The sequence below is a fragment of the Frigoribacterium sp. CF331 genome (assembly GCF_057787905.1).
In genome coordinates this window covers 2,309,494-2,325,082 of the sequence record NZ_CM173545.1, presented here as the reverse complement: position 1 = coordinate 2,325,082, position 15,589 = coordinate 2,309,494, and the positions used below count along the sequence as shown (strand labels likewise).

Genomic DNA, 15,589 nt, shown 5'->3' with positions numbered 1-15,589 from the left:
CTTCACCATGAAGTCACTTCACAGTGAATGAGGACTCGGTCAGCTCGTCACCGGCCACTCGTCGATGATCGGCGGGCAGGTCACCACCCGCCGGGCCGGTGGTGCTCAGCTCGCGAGCGCACCCCGGACGGCCGTCTCGTGCTCGGCCAGTCGGCCGGTCCGGGCGGGGCCCGCGGCGTCGTCGAGGCGCGCGATGAGGCGGAGCGCCGCCGCGAGCACGGCGGGCTGGTCGAGCGCGTAGGTGCGGACGGTGTCGAACAGCGAGTCGACGAGCTCGTCCACCGACGGCCACGAGACCAGGACGACCGGGGTGCCGTCGTCGCCGAGCAGGGCGGTGACCGGCTCGCCGCGGCGCCACAGCGGCACGAGCACCCCGGCCGACATGTCGAGCGCGCTGACGGCCGTGTACGGGTCGTTGCTGCCCGACGCCAGCCCGCGCACGGCGATCTCGACGAGCTGCTGCAGGGCGAAGGCGACGTCCTGGTGCGGCGTCCGGGCGGTGCCGAGCGTAACGGTGCGCCGGAGCTCACGGGCGGTGTCGGACCCCGGGGAGGCGCTGGTCACGACGAGCGGGTCGCCCACGATCACGTACCGGCCGGGCATCGCGACGACCTCGACCACGAGGCCGGCACGGACGGCCACGCGGCGGAGCGCCTCCCACGCGACCGTCTGCACGTAGCCGTCGGCGTCGGCCCGGACGACCGCGCCGTCGGCCGGGACGGAACCGTCGCTCGCGAGGCCGGCCCGCGCCTCCTGGTCGACGTCGTCGGAGGGGCTCGTCGGGTAGACGAGCGCGGCCACGGCCCGGAGGTCGTCGAGCACCCTCGCCTGCAACGAGGTGATCTGCACCGACCCCGCGATGTGGTGGATGAAGAAGACCAGCACGCCGACGTCGAACACGCTCAGCAGCACCGCGACGTGGACGGCGATCACGGGCACGAAGGCGCTCGTGTCGTCGACCTCGGTGTGGACGGTGCGCATCACGACGATGCAGTAGAGGAAGGTCGAGGTGAAGGTGGCCAGCACGAACTGGTTGGCGCGATCGGCCATGAAGTTGCGGACCAGGCGGGGGCCGTAGGTCGACGAGGTCGTCGCGAGCACCGAGATCGTGATCGAGAACGACGTGCCGGCCACCGTCAGCATCGAGGTGCCGATGCCCGACAGCAGCGACCGACCCCCGGAGGCGCTGAGGGCACCCAGCAGCGGCAGGCCCTCGGTCAGCGACGTCGGCAGGGTGCGATCGACGGTCACGAGGGCCTCGGCCAGCACGATCGCCACGAGGCCGAACACCGCGGGCAAGAACCAGAAGGACTCCCGCACGCGGGTCAACGACAGCATGCCGCCGAGCGTAGACGGTGCCCCACGCTGCGACCCGCCCGGCCGCGCCCGCCCGGCCCGGCCCGGTCGGACGGCGCGGTCGGTCGGTCGGGGCGGGGTCAGCGGGCGGTCACCACGCGTCGCCCCAGCTCGGAGTCGAGCATGGTGTCCATGGCCGCGTCCACGAGGCGGTCGCCGGCCGAGCGATCGAGGCGACCGGAGGCGACGAGCGCCGCGATGCCCTGCATGGTCGCGGCGAAGAGCATCTTGAAGAGGTCGCGGGACTCGTCGGCGGCCCCGTCGGACACCGCAGGGCCGACGGCCGCGTCGAGCGTCGCGAAGAGGGTGGCGGCCGCCTCGCGCACGGTGCCCGGTTCGTCGGTCGTCTTCGCCTGGAACATGAGGTCCATCAGGGCGGCGTCGTCGACGGCGAAGTCGACGTAGGCGTGGGCGACGCGACGGAAGCGGTCCCTCAGCCCTCCTCCCCTGTCGAGAGCACGCCGGACGTCGGCGGTGAGCCTCTGGAAGCCGACCTCGGCGAGGGCGTCGAGGAGCGCCTGCCGGTGGACGAAGTGGCTCCGCGGCGCGCCGTGGCTCACCCCGGCCCGGCGCGCCAGGTCGCGGAGCGAGAGCCCGTCCACACCCGATTCGCGCACGACCGCGGCCGCCTCGTCCAGCAGGACGGCCCGGAGGTTCCCGTGATGGAAGGGCCGCTGCGTCATGAACCCATCCTAGACAGGAATAGTCATTGCCTATTTAGTAGACATCGCCTAGTTTGGTGCCATGACGAATCGACGTTCCCTCCTGGTCTTCGGCGGCACGGGCCAGACCGGCCAGCACTTCACACGACTGGCGCTCGACGCCGGGCACCGGCTGCGCGTCCTGGCCCGCACGCCCGCGAAGGTCACCATCCAGCATGACGACCTCGAGGTCGTGCAGGGCGCACTCGACGACGACCTCGACCTCGATGCCCTGCTCGACGGCGTCGACGCCGTGGTGATGATGCTCGGCGACGTCGCCGCGCAACGCGAGCGTCAGGTGAACACGGCGTTCGTCCGCGAGCTCGTCCCGGCCATGCGCCGCAGCGGCACCCGGCGACTGCTCTACCAGGCGGGCGGCCTGAGCGCGGCACCGGGCAAGCGACTCGCACTGCCGCTGCGGCTCGTCCGCAGCACGATCGCCCGGGGGTACGTCGGTCAGCACGAGGACAACGAGGCCGTCATGCGCTACCTGGACCAGCAGGCCCGAGACCTCGACTGGGTGGTCCACCGCGCCGGCATCGGCTCGGACGGCCCGTCGAAGGGAGAGCTGCACCGCTCGGCCTCGGTCATCAGCATCGGGACCTTCGTCGACTGTGCGACGTACGACCTGCGCCTGCTGTTCGACGACGCGGCGGTCCACACCTGCGACGGCAGCAGGTACCGCCGACGCTGATCCACCGCGAGCATCCCGCTCTTCGGTGCCTACGTCGGGTCGGCCGAGTCGGTCTGCTTCGCCCGCGACGTCTGACCCGTCGGGTCCGTCGATGCCGTCGGGCCTCGGGCTAGGGTTCGCACATGTCGACGCACAGCAACGAGCGGACCTACCTCCTCTGCGCCGCGGGCTTCGTCGTCGGCCTCGTCCTGCTGATCGTCCTCGACGGGTCGGCGGTCGTCTTCGCCTCCCTTCCCCTCGGCCTGTCGATCGGCATCGCCCTCCGGACCTGGTGGACTGCCCACGGCTGGAACCCGGGCATCACCGTCGTGGAGGACCGCCCTGACGACGAGACGCCCGACGGGCGCGACCAGAGCTGACCGGAGGAGGCGCGGTGCGGGTCCTCGAGACCGGCACCGCGCCTCCTGCGCGTGCGCCCCGCGTGGGCCTGTCGGGTGGGCCTGTGGGGTTGGCCCTCGTTCGGGGGTGAAGATCACGAGCGGATAACGAACCCGGGGTGCGACCCATCGTTCCGGGCCACGGCGGCGAACCCTGTACATCCCCACCGGGACCAACAGACAAGGAGCTTCACCATGAACGCCTTCACTCGCAAGCGCATCACGAAAGCCGCCTTCGGCATCGCCGCCTCGGGCGCCCTGATCTTCTCCCTCGCCGCCTGCTCGTCCAACTCGGGCACCGCGACCGACACCTCCTCGACCTCGACCTCCGCGTCGGCCGAGCCCACCGCCGAGGCCACCCCCCTGGCCACGATCGCCGACCTCAGCAACGGCGTCGACACCCAGGTCACCGTCGACGCGTCCTTCGTCGAAGCCCTCACCTCGCTCGGCCTCACCCCCGGCGTCGTCGGCTCGGCCACCTTCGACTCGGCCACGGGCACGTTCGCGTTCCCCATCACCGGCGGCAACGTCGACTACTACGACCCCAACGGTGACGTCCGCCCCTACGTCCAGGGCGAGATCGACCACGACGGCTCCGGCCTGTCGCTCACCGCCGGCGACACCGTCGTCGAACTCACCGACTTCCGCATCGACCCGGGCGAGAGCAAGCTCTACGGCACCGTCACCGCCAACGGCCAGGTCGCCGCCGAAGACGCCTACCTCTTCAACCTCTGGGGCGGCACCTTGAAGCCCATCCAGATGGAAGGCACCAACGCCGTCCTCGAGGGCACCACCGTCCACATCAGCCCCGACGCCGCAGCCCTGCTGAACCAGACCTTCAACACCGACGCCGTCCAGGACGAGATGCTCGTCGGCGTCGCGAAGATCACCGCCGCCACGGAGTAGTACCCGTCTGGCCGGCTCCGCCGGCCTGGCCCCCGGTTCACACCCTGCCCGCAGAGTGTGAACCCGGAACCCGGGTCGTCTCCGTGACGACGCACCGGCCCCGCCCCGCCCGGCGGGGCCGGCGATCCCGGTGGACCCCGCCTCGTGCCCCGCACGAGGCGGGGTTTTCCCGTTCCCCCCACGCGCCGTCGCGGAAACCCACGCCCCACGCAGCCATGAACCCGGTTTCGAACGACGAACCCCGTTCCTTTCGGGTTCATCGTTCGAAACCGGGTTCATCGCACGTCCCCACGCTCGCCCGCATCCCGTTTCCGGCACCTGGCGCCCGGCACCCCACACCCCGTACCCGGTGACCCGAACCCCGTTCACGAAGACGAACCCCGAGAAAACGGGGTTCGACCTCGTGAACGGGGTTCTCGGTGAGGGTCACGACCGGAGGCGGAGGCGAGAACGGCGGCAGATCCGCGCCCTGTCCCCCGTTCTGGGGGCGACCACTTCGATTCAGACGCATACAGTCCAGGCAGTGCCGTCGGGGGCACGCCACCCGACCGCCGATCCACCTGGACGTCACTCCATGCCTCTCGCACCTCCGCTGCCCCCGGGTACCGAACGCTCCGACGACGACCTGCTCACCCTCGTCGCGGAGGGCGACCGCGACGCGTTCGCCCTCTTCTACGACCGCACGGCACCCCGCGTCGCTGGTCTGGTCCAGCGGGTCCTGGTCGACCCGGCGCAGTCCGAGGAGGTCACGCAGGAGGTCTTCCTGGAGGCCTGGCAGACTGCCCCCCGCTTCGACCGGGCACGCGGCAGGGCCACGTCGTGGTTGCTGACCATGGCACACCGCCGCGCCGTCGACCGGGTGCGCGCCTCCCAGTCCACCCGGGACAGGGACCTCCTCGTGGGCATCAGGGAGTTCGACGCCGACCGCGACGACGTCGCCGAGACCGCCGAGACCCGGGTCGAACTCGACCGCGTGACGAGAGCCATGCACGCCCTGACGGACCTGCAGCGACAAGCCCTCGAGTCGGTGTACTTCGGGGGGCTCACCCAGGGCGAGGCCGCACGCGACGCCGGCGTGGCGATCGGGACGATGAAGACCCGCATCCGCGGCGCCCTCGTCTCGCTCCGACGAGTGCTCGCCGAGACCGAGGCCGAGGTCGCCTGACAGACGGGGGGCGAGCCGGTCCCCGACGGCGCGTGGGCGACGGACCGCCGACCGTGGGTCAGCTGCCCGGGTCGTCGGGCACGAAACGGTAACCCATGCCCTGGACGGTCTGCAGGTAGCGGGGGCGGGCGGGCACGGCCTCGAGCTTCTTCCGCAGCTGAGACACGTAGAGGCGGAGGTAACCCCCGTCGCTGCTGTGCGCAGGGCCCCAGATGCGGGTGAGGATGTCCTCCCGGGTCACGAGCCGGCCGGGGTTCCGGACGAGGATCTCGAGGATGCGCCACTCGGTCGGCGTCAGCCGGACGGCCTCGTCCGGCTCGCGGACGACGCTCTTGGCGACGAATTCGACGCGGATGCCGCCGAACGTCTCGGCCGGCTGGTCCGGCGTCGGCGACGTCCGACGGGTCAACGCCCGGAGACGCGCCAGGAGCTCGTCCATGGCGAACGGCTTGGTGATGTAGTCGTCGGCGCCGGCGTCGAGCGCCTCGACCTTGTCGGCGGCGCCGGCACGGCCCGAGACGACGAGCACGGGGACGTTCGACCATCCGCGGAGCCCCTCGATGACCTCGAGGCCGCCGACCAGGGGCATGCCGAGGTCGAGCATCACGACGTCCGGGTGCTCGTCGACGGCGGCACGGAGGGCCTCGGCCCCGTCGCCCGCCGTCGCGACGTCGTAGCCCACGGCGCCCAGGGTGAGAGTGAGCGCCCGGACGATCTGGGGGTCGTCGTCGGCGACGAGGATCTTCACGCGGACGCCCCTCCGGTCCGCACGCCGACCACGGGCAGTGCCACGACCACGGTGAGACCGCCTCCCGGGGTCTCCTCGGCGGTGAGGTGGCCACCCATCCCCTCGGTGAACCCCTTGGCGATGGCGAGCCCCAGGCCGAGGCCCGCCGTGTTGTCGGTGTCGCCCAGGCGTTGGAAGGGGACGAAGACGAGGTCGAGGCGGTCGGGGCTGATGCCCGGCCCCCGGTCGGCCACCCGGATCTCGACCACGGGGCCGAAGGTGCTGGCGGTGAGACGGACGGGCACGTCGGCGGGGGCGTACTCGACGGCGTTGTCGAGGAGGTTGACCAGGACGCGTTGCAAGAGGACCGGGTCCGCGGCGACCGGCGGCACCTCGCCGGCGATCTCGACGTCGAGTCGCCCCGGTCCGGGCTGCAGCTCGTCCACGGCGGCGAAGAGGACGTCACCGACGTCGAGCGCCTGACACGAGACCGCCAGGGCGCCGGCCTGCACGCGACTGACGTCGAGGAGGTTGGTGACCAGGCTCGAGAGCGCGTCGAGGCTCTCGCGGGCCGTCGTCAGCAGCTCGTCACGATCGCGGTCGTCCCAGACGACGTCGGTCTGCTGGAGGCCGGTGACCGCGGCGGTGGCCGAGGCCAGGGGGCGTCGCAGGTCGTGTCCCACGGCCGCGAGCAGGGCGGTCCGCACCTGGTCGACCTGGGCCATGGGTCGGGCGGAGTCGGCCGTCGCGGTGAGCGCCCGGTGTTCGAGGGCGGTCTCGACCTGGGCCGCGATGACGGTCAGGAGGCGCCGTTCGGAGGCGGCGACGGGCGGCCCGACCATCTCGAGGCGCGCCCCGTCGCCCGCCGGGACGACCGTCGTCTCACCGTCACCGGCGGACGAGCCGTCCGACGGTCCCACGGTGTCGACGACGTCGCCGTCCCGACCGACCACGCTGACGGACCGGAGGCGGAACGCCTCCCTCGTGCGGGACAGGAGGGCGTGCAGGGCGTCCTGCCCGCGGATGACGCCCCCGGCGACGGTCGCGAGCAGCTCGGACTCCGCGAGCGCCCGCGCGGCGGAACGGGACCTCCGGGCGGCCTGGTCCACCACGTAGCTGACGAGCAGGGCGATGACGACGTACAGGACGAGGGTCAGCAGGTGCAGGGGCCGGCCGACGGTGATGCTGTCGTAGGGCTCGACGAAGAAGTAGTCCAGCGTCACCCCCGAGAGCACGGCCGCGAAGAGGGCCGGCCAGATCCCGCCGACGAGGGCGACCACGACGACGAGCAGCTGGTAGACGAGCACGTCGCTCGTGAGCGACTCGTCGCTGCGGGACATCACGAGCAGCCACGTCACCAGCGGACCCAGCACGACGGCGAGGGCGGCGCCCAGCAGCCGACGCCGCAGCGTCAGGGCGCCTCCTGCCCGGGGCAGGGTGAAGCGGCCCCCGGCGGCGGAGTGGGTCACGATGTGCACGTCGATGTCACCCGACTCGCGGACGACCGTGGCGCCGATCCCCGGGCCGGTCAGGGCCGCGGCGACGCGGCTCCGACGACTGACCCCGATCACGAGCTGGGAGGCGTTCATCGCCTTCGCGAACTGGACCAGGGCGACGGGCACGTCGCCCCCGACGACCTCGTGGTGGGTGCCTCCGAGCTTCTCGGTCAGGGCGCGCTGCGCGGAGAGGGCACCCGGGTGAGCGTCGCGGAGGCCGTCCTGGGCGATGACGTGCACGGTGACGAGTTCTCCCCCGGACGACCGGGCGGCGATGCGGGCACCACGACGGATGAGGGTCTCGCCCTCCGGTCCGCCGGTGAGGGCGACCACGACCCGTTCGCGCGCCTCCCACTTGCTGTCGATGCCGTGCTCGACCCGGTAGGCCTTGAGGGCGCTGTCGACCTCGTCGGCCAGCCACAGCAGGGCCAGCTCGCGCAACGCCGTGAGGTTGCCCAGGCGGAAGTAGTTCGACAGGGCGGCGTCGATGCGGGCCGCCGGGTAGACGTTCCCCTCGGCGAGACGGTCGCGCAGCGCCTGGGGGGCGAGGTCGACGACCTCGATCTGGTCGGCGCTCCGGAGCATGCTGTCCGGGACGGTCTCGCGCTGGGCGGCCCCGGTGATCTTCTCCACCACGTCGTTGAGCGACTCGATGTGTTGCACGTTGACGGTCGAGACGACGTCGATGCCCGCGTCGAGGAGGACCTGGACGTCCTGCCACCGTTTCTGCCGGACGGAGCCCGGCGCGTTGGTGTGGGCGAGCTCGTCGACGAGAGCGAGGTCGGGCCGCCTCGCGAGGACGGCGTCCACGTCCATCTCGGTCAGCTCGACGCCGCGGTGCAGGGTCGTCGTCCGCGGGACGATCTCGAGGTCGCCGAGCAGGGACGCCGTCGCCACGCGGCCGTGCGTCTCGACGACGGCGACGACGACGTCCTTGCCCTCGCGGGCGAGCCGTGCTCCCTCTTCGAGCATCGTGTAGGTCTTGCCGACGCCGGGGGCGGCGCCGAGCAGCACCCGGAGCCGCCCCCGTCTCACGGCCTCAGCGTCCCGTCTCGGCCAGGGCCGCGTTGAGCTCGAGCACGTTCACGGTGGGCTCGCCCAGGTAGCCGAGGTCACGGCCCTGGGTGTGCGCCTCCACGAGCGCCTCGACCCGGGCGACCGGGAGGTCTCGTGCCGCGGCGACGCGCTCGACCTGGATGCGCGCGTACTCGGGGCTGATGTGCGGGTCGAGCCCCGACGCGGACGCCGTCAGCGCGTCGACGGGGACGTCCTCCGGGTCGACGCCGTCGCTCTCGGCGATCGCGGCACGGCGTTCGTCGATCGCGGCGACGAGGTCGTCGTTCTCGGGTCCGAGGTTGCTGCCGCTCGACGCCGAGGCGTCGTAGCCGTCTCCGGCTGCGGAGGGCCGTGACTGGAACCACTCGGGCAGGGCGGCACCGTCGGCGTCGGTGAAGGACTGCCCGATGAGCGACGAGCCCACGACCTGCCCGTCGACGCTCACGGCGGAGCCGTCGGCCTCGCCGCGGAGGGCGAGCTGGCCGATCCCGGTGACGACCGCCGTGTAGGCCACGCCGAGGACGACGGTGAAGACGAGCATCGCGCGGAGGGCGACGCCGTACTGACGGAGGAGGGTGCGTGTGTTCATGGTCTCTTTCTCGCTTCCTGGTCGTCCGGCCTAGAAGCCGGGGATGACGCTGACGACGAGGTCGATGATCTTGATGCCGACGAAGGGGGCGACGACGCCGCCGAGTCCGTAGACGAGGAGGTTGCGCGACAGGATCGACGACGCCGAGGCCGCCCGGTACCTGACGCCCCGGAGGGCGAGCGGGATGAGCACGACGATGACGAGCGCGTTGAAGACGATCGCCGAGAGGATCGCCGACGCGGGCGAGCTCAGCTGCATGACGTTCAGCAGCCCCAGCCCCGGGAACACCCCGGCGAACATCGCGGGGATGATGGCGAAGTACTTCGCGACGTCGTTCGCGATCGAGAAGGTCGTCAACGCGCCGCGCGTGATGAGCAGCTGCTTGCCGATCCGGACGATGTCGATCAACTTGGTCGGATCGCTGTCGAGGTCGACCATGTTGCCGGCCTCCTTGGCGGCCGAGGTGCCCGTGTTCATGGCCACGCCCACGTCGGCCTGGGCGAGCGCCGGCGCGTCGTTCGTGCCGTCGCCGGTCATCGCGACGAGCGCGCCTCCTTCTTGCTCGCGGCGGATGAGGGCGAGCTTGTCCTCGGGGGTGGCCTCGGCGAGGTAGTCGTCGACGCCGGCCTCGGCCGCGATCGCCTTGGCGGTCAGCGGGTTGTCGCCGGTGATCATGACCGTGCGGATGCCCATGCTGCGCAGTTCGGCGAAGCGTTCGCGCAGACCGGTCTTGACGACGTCCTTCAAGTACACGACGCCGAGGACGCGGGCGTCGGCGGACGTGGTCTTGATCGCGACGACCAAGGGGGTCCCTCCGGCGTTCGAGATCTCGTCGATGCGGGTCTGCAGTTCGTCGTGCTCGGTGCTGGCGAGACGACGGTCCTCCTCGACCCAGGCGATGAGGGAGTTGCCGGCGCCCTTGCGGATCTGCGTGCCGTCGGGCAGGTCGAGTCCGCTCATGCGCGTCTGGGCGGTGAAGGGCACGACCTCGCCGTGCTGACCCTCGGCGTCGTGCCAGCCCGTCGTCAGGGCGAGGTCGACGATGGACTTGCCCTCGGGGGTCGGGTCGCTGAGCGACGACCGGGCGGCCGCGTCGACGAGTTCCGCCCGGACGACGCCCTCGAGGGGCGTGAACTCGGCCGCCTGCCGGTTGCCGTAGGTGATGGTGCCGGTCTTGTCGAGCAGCAGCGTCGTCACGTCGCCGGCGGCCTCGACCGCGCGCCCCGACATGGCGAGCACGTTGCGCTGCACGAGGCGGTCCATGCCGGCGATTCCGATGGCGCTCAACAGGGCTCCGATGGTGGTCGGGATCAGGCAGACGAGCAGGGCGATGAGCACCGGGATGCTCACCGACGCGTCGCTGTAGGCCGCGATGGGGTTCAGCGTCAGCGTCACGACGACGAAGACGATCGACAGGCTGGCGAGCAGGATGTTCAGGGCGATCTCGTTCGGCGTCTTCTGCCGGGCCGCACCCTCGACGAGGCGGATCATGCGGTCGACGAACGTCTCGCCCGGCTTGCTCGTGATGCGCACCACCACCCGGTCGGAGAGCACTCGGGTGCCGCCGGTGACGGCGCTGCGGTCGCCGCCCGACTCGCGGATCACCGGGGCGGACTCGCCGGTGATGGCCGACTCGTCGACGCTGGCGATGCCCCAGACGATGTCGCCGTCGCCCGGGATCAACTCGCCGGCGGTCACGACGACCGTGTCGCCGAGCGTGAGGTCGGCCGACGAGACGGACTCCAGGGAGGCGCGCTCGGCACCCGCGTCGGACGTCGCGTCGTACGACGCCACGCGCTGGGCGGTGGTGCTGGTGCGGGTGGCCTTGAGGGTCTCGGCCTGCGCCTTGCCGCGGCCCTCGGCGACGGACTCGGCGAGGTTGGCGAAGACGACGGTGAGCCAGAGCCAGATCGCGATGGCCCAGGTGAAGGAGCCGGGGACGGGCGAGCCGCCCGAGGTCTCGGGACCGGTGAAGAGGCCGGCGATCGCGAGGATCGTCGTGTAGGCGGCGCCGACCTCGACGATGAACATGACGGGGTTGTGCCACATCTCGCGCGGGTCGAGCTTGCGGAGGGCGCCGGGCAGGGCCGCGACGAGCTGGGCTGCGCCGAACGCGCCGCCTCGGTTCGTCGGGGCGTGGTCGCCCTCGTGGTCGGTGGTGGGTGTGTCGGTGACGACGGACATGGTTACTGCAGCCCTTCAGCGAGCGGTCCCAGTGCGAGGACGGGGAAGTAGGTCAGCGCGGTGATGATCACCGAGACGCCGGTGAGCAGGCCCACGAACTGCGGGCGGTGGGTGGGCAGGGTGCCGGCGGTGGCGGGGACCTTGTCCTGAGCGGCGAACGAGCCGGCGAGGGCGAGCACGAGCACGATCGGCACGAACCGGCCGAGCAGCATCGCGACGCCGAGGGTGGTGTTGAACCACGGGGTGTTCGCGGTCAGTCCCGCGAAGGCGGAGCCGTTGTTGTTGGCGGCGGAGGTGAAGGCGTAGAGCACCTCGCCGAAGCCGTGGAGGCCCGGGTTCCAGATCGACGTGCCCTCGACGTCGGCGCGCACCGCGGGGATCGCGAAGCTCAGCGCGGTGAAGGCCAGCACGATCGTCGGCGTGACCAGGATGTACAGGCTGGCGAGCTTGATCTCGCGCGGCCCGATCTTCTTGCCGAGGTACTCGGGGGTGCGCCCCACGAGCAGGCCCGCGATGAACACGGTGATCACGGCGAGGACGAGCATCCCGTAGAGACCGGACCCGACACCGCCGGGGGCGATCTCGCCGAGCATCATGTTCAGCATCGCCATCATGCCGCCGAGGGCGGTGTACGAGTCGTGCATCGAGTTGACGGCACCCGTCGACGTCAGGGTCGAGGTGGAACCGAAGAGGGTCGATCCCCAGATGCCGAACCGCGCCTCCTTGCCCTCCATCGCGCCGCCGGCGAGCTGGGTCGCCGTGCCGGCGCCCCGCAGCTCGAACCACGTCATGGCGCTGAGGGAGACCGCGAAGATCGTCGTCATGACGGCGGCGATGGCGACGCCCTGCTTCGTCGAGCCGACCATGCGGCCGAAGGTGCGGGGCAGCGAGAACGGGATGACGAGCATGAGCAGGACCTGGAAGACGTTCGTCCAGGGGGTCGGGTTCTCGAACGGGTGCGCGCTGTTCGCGTTGAAGAAGCCACCGCCGTTCGTGCCGAGCAGCTTGATCGCCTCCTGCGAGGCCGTGGGCCCGCCGGGGATCGTCGCGGTGCCACCGGTGAGGGTCGTGACGTCGGTGAAGCCCGCGACGTTCTGGATGACGCCTCCGGCGAGGAGGACGACGGCCGCGATGACGGCGAGCGGAAGGAGCAGCCGCGTGATCGACCGGGTCAGGTCGACCCAGAAGTTGCCGAGCGTGCCGCTCTTCGCCCGGGCGAGCCCGCGGATCAGGGCGACGGCCACGGCGATGCCGACGGCCGCCGAGACGAAGTTCTGGACGACGAGGCCGAGGACCTGCACGGCGTAGCCCATCGTCACGTCGGGCGAGTACGACTGCCAGTTGGTGTTGGCCACGAACGAGGCGGCGGTGTTGAACGAGAGCCCCTCGGGGACGGCCGGGAAGCCCAGCGAGTACGGCAGGAACGCCTGGAGGCGCTGGATCGTGTAGACGAGGAGGACCCCGACGAGCGAGAAGGTCAGGACGCCGCGCAGGTAGGCGGGCCAGGTCTGCTCGGACGCGGGATCGACCCCGACGAGCCGGTAGAAGCCGCGTTCGACGCGGGCGTCCCTCGCGGTCGTGAAGATGCGGGCCATGTGGTCGCCGAGCGGCCGGTACACGACGACCAGCACGACGACGACCGTGAGGATCTGGAGGACGCCGGACAACGCGTCCATCAGAACTCCTCGGGCTTCACGAGCGCGTACACGAGGTACGCCAGGGCGGCCACGGCGAGGACGGCGGCCCCGATGCTGAAGACGATCACAGCTTCTCGACCCCCTTCGCGACGAGGGACACCACTGCGAACACAGCGATGACGGCGAGCACGTACACGATGTCGAGCACTACGACTCCAAGAGGAAGGACGATCGGCGGGCCGAGCGGCCCGGTGCCCCTCATGGGCACAGCGAGTCAGTAGACACCCCGGTGGGGGCCGTCCCGGCGCTCCTCACGACTTCCTCACGCTCGACGCGCCGATCCTCACGGACACCACACGGGTGCCCGCCCCGAGGTCGTCGAGCGGCGGTCGAGCGGCGACCGTCAGTCGCGCTTGGCGCAGGTGACCTGGTCGGCGGACTGGCCGGTCACGCTGTCGGGCAGCGCGGCCGCGGTCGGGGCCGGCGTGCCGGTCGCCGTGTCACCGGACGCGGCGCCGGTCGGCGTCGTGGGCTCGTCGGTCGGTTCGTCGGTCGGCGTCGCCGACGGGCTGCTCGGGGCCGACGACGCCGGTGCGTCGGGGTCGAGCACCGCCGAGCGGCCCAGGCTGTCGGCCGACAGGGTCAGCGGCAGGTTGCGCTGCAGGGCGTCGTTCAGCACCGCCGCCGGACCCTCGTCGGGGATCACCTTGTTGCGGTTCCACGGGGCGTCGACCGCCGGGTACTGCACGAACACCATGTTCGACAGCCCGACCGTGTTGACGGCGAGACCGAGCTTGGCCAGCGTCGCCGCGTCGGCCAGCGTGTCGCTGAGGGTCATGTTCGCGAACGCGACCCGGGCGATCGCCAGCACCTTTGTCGGGTCGGTCAGGGTGCCCGCCGACACGGTCTGCCTCGCCAGCGCCGACAGGAAGGTCTGCTGGTTGCTGATGCGCCCGAGGTCGCTGGCGTCGCCGACCCCGTGCCGCGAGCGCAGGAACGACCCGGCCTCGGCGCCGGTCAGGTTGACGGTGCCCGCCTCGAGGTCGAGGGCCGGTACGACGTCGTCGTCCTTGATGGGCGTCGCGAGGCACACGTCGACGCCGCCCACCGCGTCGGCCATGGCCACCACGCCGTCGAACTTGATGGCCCCCGCGTAGTCCACCTGGACGCCGGTGAGCTCCGAGATCGTCCGGGCGACGCAGGAGAGGCCGTTCTGCTCGCCGCCGCGCCGCAACGCCTCGTTGAGCGGTGCCGCGTCCGTCGCCGGCGTCACGCTGCCGTCGTCGCCCTCGCACGCGGGGATGGGCACGATCAGGTCGCGGGGGAAGCTCACGACGGCCATGTTGGTGTGGTCCTCGGAGATGTGGACGAGCAGGTTCGCGTCGTTGTTGCCGACGCCGCTGCTGGCCTGCAGGTTGGCCGGGTCGTCGAAGCCGGCGCCCTGGCCCTCGCGGGTGTCGGTGGCGATGAGCAGCAGGTTGACCTCGCCGGTCTGCGCCGTCAGCTGCGGCACGGGGGTCGCCGTCGACCCGTCGGGGCCGGTCAGCGAGACGGTCGGTGCCGCGGTCTGCAGCACCTGCCAGGTCGCGATGGCCGCGACGGACGTGGTGCTCACCAGCACGACGGCCAGCGCCGCGGCCGTCACCTTCGCGGCGAAGGCCACGGGGTGCCCCCGGCGGAGGCGACCGTGGCGGGCGATGCCGCCGGCCCGCACCGCGCCTCCGTCGTCGGGGGCGTCGTCGAGCGCGGGGCCCCGTCGTGCGTCGTCCGCCATCGTCACTCCCTCGGTGGGCGGTGGCCCGGCCGGCCCCCGTCGTCAAGCATCCTAGGAGGCGCGGGCCGCGAGGACCCGGAGGTCGCGTCGCCGGCGACCCCGGTCGGGTGCGCTCAGCCGGCCTCGCCGAGGGTGACGGGTGCGACCGCGGGCAGCACGTCCTCGGTCCAGTCGACCCGCAGCGACCCGGACCCCGACCAGCCCCGCAGCTCGGCACCGACCGTGTCGCGGAACGTCTCGGCCTCGGCACGGTCGCCCACGACGACGTCGAGGCGCAGCCGGGCGAGCTGCTCGGTGACCCGGACGGGCAGGCCCCAGGCCTGCAGCACGAGCACCTCGGACGCGGCGCTCAGCGCCGGGAAGTGCCGCCGGAGCTTCTGCTCGACGACGTGCAGCACGGCCACCTCGTCGGTGGGGTGGATCACTCCGGTCAGCGAGATCATGTCTGATGGTCCGCCCGGCAGGTTACGGGAGTGTGGCCACGCGCTGTGAAAGCACCTCGGGCACGTCTCGCCCCCACCCACGGCTGTCCCCCGGTCGGTCCCCCGTCGCCGGGGTCGTGTTGGCAGATCGACGTGGGGTGGGCATGATCGTCCCATGGCGAAAAAGCTCAAGACGGCCCACCGCGACCTCGTCGAGGCGCTCGACCACCACCGCAAGGTCATGCAAGAGAAACCGTTGTCGAGCAAGCGCGCCGGGCGGGCCACCGCCAAGCTGCGACTCGCCGTGTCGGCGTACTCCGCCGTCGTCGCCGACAAGACGGGCCAGCCCGACCCGTTCGTCGACTACGACGCCCTCGATCCGGCCACGGTCGCGTCGCTCGCCGCCGAACGCGACGCGATCGCCCACAAGAAGTCGTCGGACCAGGGCAAGCTCGACTGACGCGACGGCGGGTGCGTCCGCACCGTCAGCGCTGACCTACGGGTG

General features: G+C 71.7%; 15 protein-coding genes. 5 read left to right on the top strand and 10 right to left on the bottom strand.

From position 1 onward, the window contains the following. Window positions 1–105: 105 nt before the first annotated feature. Both AC3CCI_RS10830 and AC3CCI_RS10825 read right to left on the bottom strand, forming a co-directional pair. Window positions 106–1,338 (bottom strand): DUF2254 domain-containing protein, encoded by a 1,233-nt coding sequence (locus AC3CCI_RS10830; RefSeq protein WP_488627191.1) that lies wholly within the window; start codon window positions 1,336–1,338, stop codon window positions 106–108. Between the two features lie 98 nt (window positions 1,339–1,436). Further along, the gene (locus AC3CCI_RS10825) at window positions 1,437–2,039 is read right to left on the bottom strand and encodes a TetR/AcrR family transcriptional regulator (protein WP_488627190.1); all 603 of its coding nucleotides are present in this window, start codon (window positions 2,037–2,039) and stop codon (window positions 1,437–1,439) included. A gap of 61 nt (window positions 2,040–2,100) precedes the next feature. On the opposite strand from AC3CCI_RS10825, the gene AC3CCI_RS10820 reads away from it, so the two are divergent. The 4 genes from AC3CCI_RS10820 (at window position 2,101) to sigK (ending at window position 5,199) form a co-directional block, all read left to right on the top strand. Then, entirely contained in the window at window positions 2,101–2,751 is a 651-nt protein-coding gene (locus AC3CCI_RS10820) for an NAD(P)-dependent oxidoreductase (RefSeq protein WP_488627189.1), read from the top strand. Window positions 2,752–2,873: 122 nt separating this feature from the next. After that, complete coding sequence (locus AC3CCI_RS10815) at window positions 2,874–3,110, top strand: hypothetical protein (RefSeq protein WP_354594782.1); 237 nt, start codon at window positions 2,874–2,876, stop codon at window positions 3,108–3,110. A 213-nt stretch (window positions 3,111–3,323) separates the two neighbouring features. After that, a complete protein-coding gene (locus tag AC3CCI_RS10810; protein WP_354594783.1) occupies window positions 3,324–4,034 on the top strand; it encodes a hypothetical protein in 711 nt (236 codons plus the stop codon). 574 nt (window positions 4,035–4,608) lie between these two features. Further along, window positions 4,609–5,199, top strand: coding sequence for an ECF RNA polymerase sigma factor SigK (gene sigK / locus AC3CCI_RS10805; protein ID WP_488627188.1), 591 nt, complete (start codon window positions 4,609–4,611; stop codon window positions 5,197–5,199). 58 nt (window positions 5,200–5,257) lie between these two features. On the opposite strand, the gene AC3CCI_RS10800 is transcribed toward sigK, so the two are convergent. The 8 genes from AC3CCI_RS10800 to AC3CCI_RS10765 all read right to left on the bottom strand — a co-directional run bounded on the left by AC3CCI_RS10800 (window position 5,258) and on the right by AC3CCI_RS10765 (window position 15,105). Then, window positions 5,258–5,947 (bottom strand): response regulator transcription factor, encoded by a 690-nt coding sequence (locus AC3CCI_RS10800; RefSeq protein ID WP_488627187.1) that lies wholly within the window; start codon window positions 5,945–5,947, stop codon window positions 5,258–5,260. Continuing rightward, entirely contained in the window at window positions 5,944–8,457 is a 2,514-nt protein-coding gene (locus tag AC3CCI_RS10795) for a DUF4118 domain-containing protein (protein ID WP_488627186.1), read from the bottom strand. Before AC3CCI_RS10795 ends, AC3CCI_RS10800 begins: the two co-directional genes overlap by 4 nt. 4 nt (window positions 8,458–8,461) lie before the next feature. Beyond that, window positions 8,462–9,067 (bottom strand): potassium-transporting ATPase subunit KdpC, encoded by a 606-nt coding sequence (kdpC, locus tag AC3CCI_RS10790; RefSeq protein WP_354594787.1) that lies wholly within the window; start codon window positions 9,065–9,067, stop codon window positions 8,462–8,464. 30 nt (window positions 9,068–9,097) lie between these two features. Then, entirely contained in the window at window positions 9,098–11,251 is a 2,154-nt protein-coding gene (gene kdpB, locus AC3CCI_RS10785) for a potassium-transporting ATPase subunit KdpB (RefSeq protein ID WP_488627185.1), read from the bottom strand. 2 nt (window positions 11,252–11,253) lie between these two features. Then, window positions 11,254–12,927, bottom strand: a complete 1,674-nt coding sequence (kdpA, locus tag AC3CCI_RS10780; protein WP_488627184.1) for a potassium-transporting ATPase subunit KdpA — start codon at window positions 12,925–12,927, stop codon at window positions 11,254–11,256. After that, window positions 12,927–13,016, bottom strand: a complete 90-nt coding sequence (locus AC3CCI_RS10775) for a potassium-transporting ATPase subunit F (protein WP_354594790.1) — start codon at window positions 13,014–13,016, stop codon at window positions 12,927–12,929. Before AC3CCI_RS10775 ends, kdpA begins: the two co-directional genes overlap by 1 nt. A gap of 275 nt (window positions 13,017–13,291) precedes the next feature. Next, on the bottom strand, window positions 13,292–14,662 hold the full coding sequence (locus AC3CCI_RS10770; RefSeq protein ID WP_488627183.1) for an LCP family protein: 1,371 nt from the start codon (window positions 14,660–14,662) through the stop codon (window positions 13,292–13,294). Between the two features lie 113 nt (window positions 14,663–14,775). After that, complete coding sequence (locus tag AC3CCI_RS10765) at window positions 14,776–15,105, bottom strand: hypothetical protein (RefSeq protein ID WP_488627182.1); 330 nt, start codon at window positions 15,103–15,105, stop codon at window positions 14,776–14,778. A 154-nt stretch (window positions 15,106–15,259) separates the two neighbouring features. Between AC3CCI_RS10765 and AC3CCI_RS10760 the strand changes: the two genes are divergently transcribed. Further along, complete coding sequence (locus AC3CCI_RS10760; RefSeq protein ID WP_194594512.1) at window positions 15,260–15,544, top strand: hypothetical protein; 285 nt, start codon at window positions 15,260–15,262, stop codon at window positions 15,542–15,544. Window positions 15,545–15,589 lie beyond the last annotated feature (45 nt).

What these genes read in the sequence shown, in the direction of transcription:
- kdpC (WP_354594787.1), bottom strand. Translation starts at nt 9,067, where the DNA reads ATGAACACACGCACCCTCCTCCGTCAGTACGGCGTCGCCCTCCGCGCG.
- AC3CCI_RS10810 (WP_354594783.1), top strand. Translation starts at nt 3,324, where the DNA reads ATGAACGCCTTCACTCGCAAGCGCATCACGAAAGCCGCCTTCGGCATC.
- AC3CCI_RS10770 (WP_488627183.1), bottom strand. Translation starts at nt 14,662, where the DNA reads ATGGCGGACGACGCACGACGGGGCCCCGCGCTCGACGACGCCCCCGAC.
- AC3CCI_RS10815 (WP_354594782.1), top strand. Translation starts at nt 2,874, where the DNA reads ATGTCGACGCACAGCAACGAGCGGACCTACCTCCTCTGCGCCGCGGGC.
- AC3CCI_RS10825 (WP_488627190.1), bottom strand. Translation starts at nt 2,039, where the DNA reads ATGACGCAGCGGCCCTTCCATCACGGGAACCTCCGGGCCGTCCTGCTG.
- kdpA (WP_488627184.1), bottom strand. Translation starts at nt 12,927, where the DNA reads ATGGACGCGTTGTCCGGCGTCCTCCAGATCCTCACGGTCGTCGTCGTG.
- AC3CCI_RS10820 (WP_488627189.1), top strand. Translation starts at nt 2,101, where the DNA reads ATGACGAATCGACGTTCCCTCCTGGTCTTCGGCGGCACGGGCCAGACC.
- AC3CCI_RS10765 (WP_488627182.1), bottom strand. Translation starts at nt 15,105, where the DNA reads ATGATCTCGCTGACCGGAGTGATCCACCCCACCGACGAGGTGGCCGTG.
- kdpB (WP_488627185.1), bottom strand. Translation starts at nt 11,251, where the DNA reads ATGTCCGTCGTCACCGACACACCCACCACCGACCACGAGGGCGACCAC.
- AC3CCI_RS10760 (WP_194594512.1), top strand. Translation starts at nt 15,260, where the DNA reads ATGGCGAAAAAGCTCAAGACGGCCCACCGCGACCTCGTCGAGGCGCTC.
- AC3CCI_RS10830 (WP_488627191.1), bottom strand. Translation starts at nt 1,338, where the DNA reads ATGCTGTCGTTGACCCGCGTGCGGGAGTCCTTCTGGTTCTTGCCCGCG.
- sigK (WP_488627188.1), top strand. Translation starts at nt 4,609, where the DNA reads ATGCCTCTCGCACCTCCGCTGCCCCCGGGTACCGAACGCTCCGACGAC.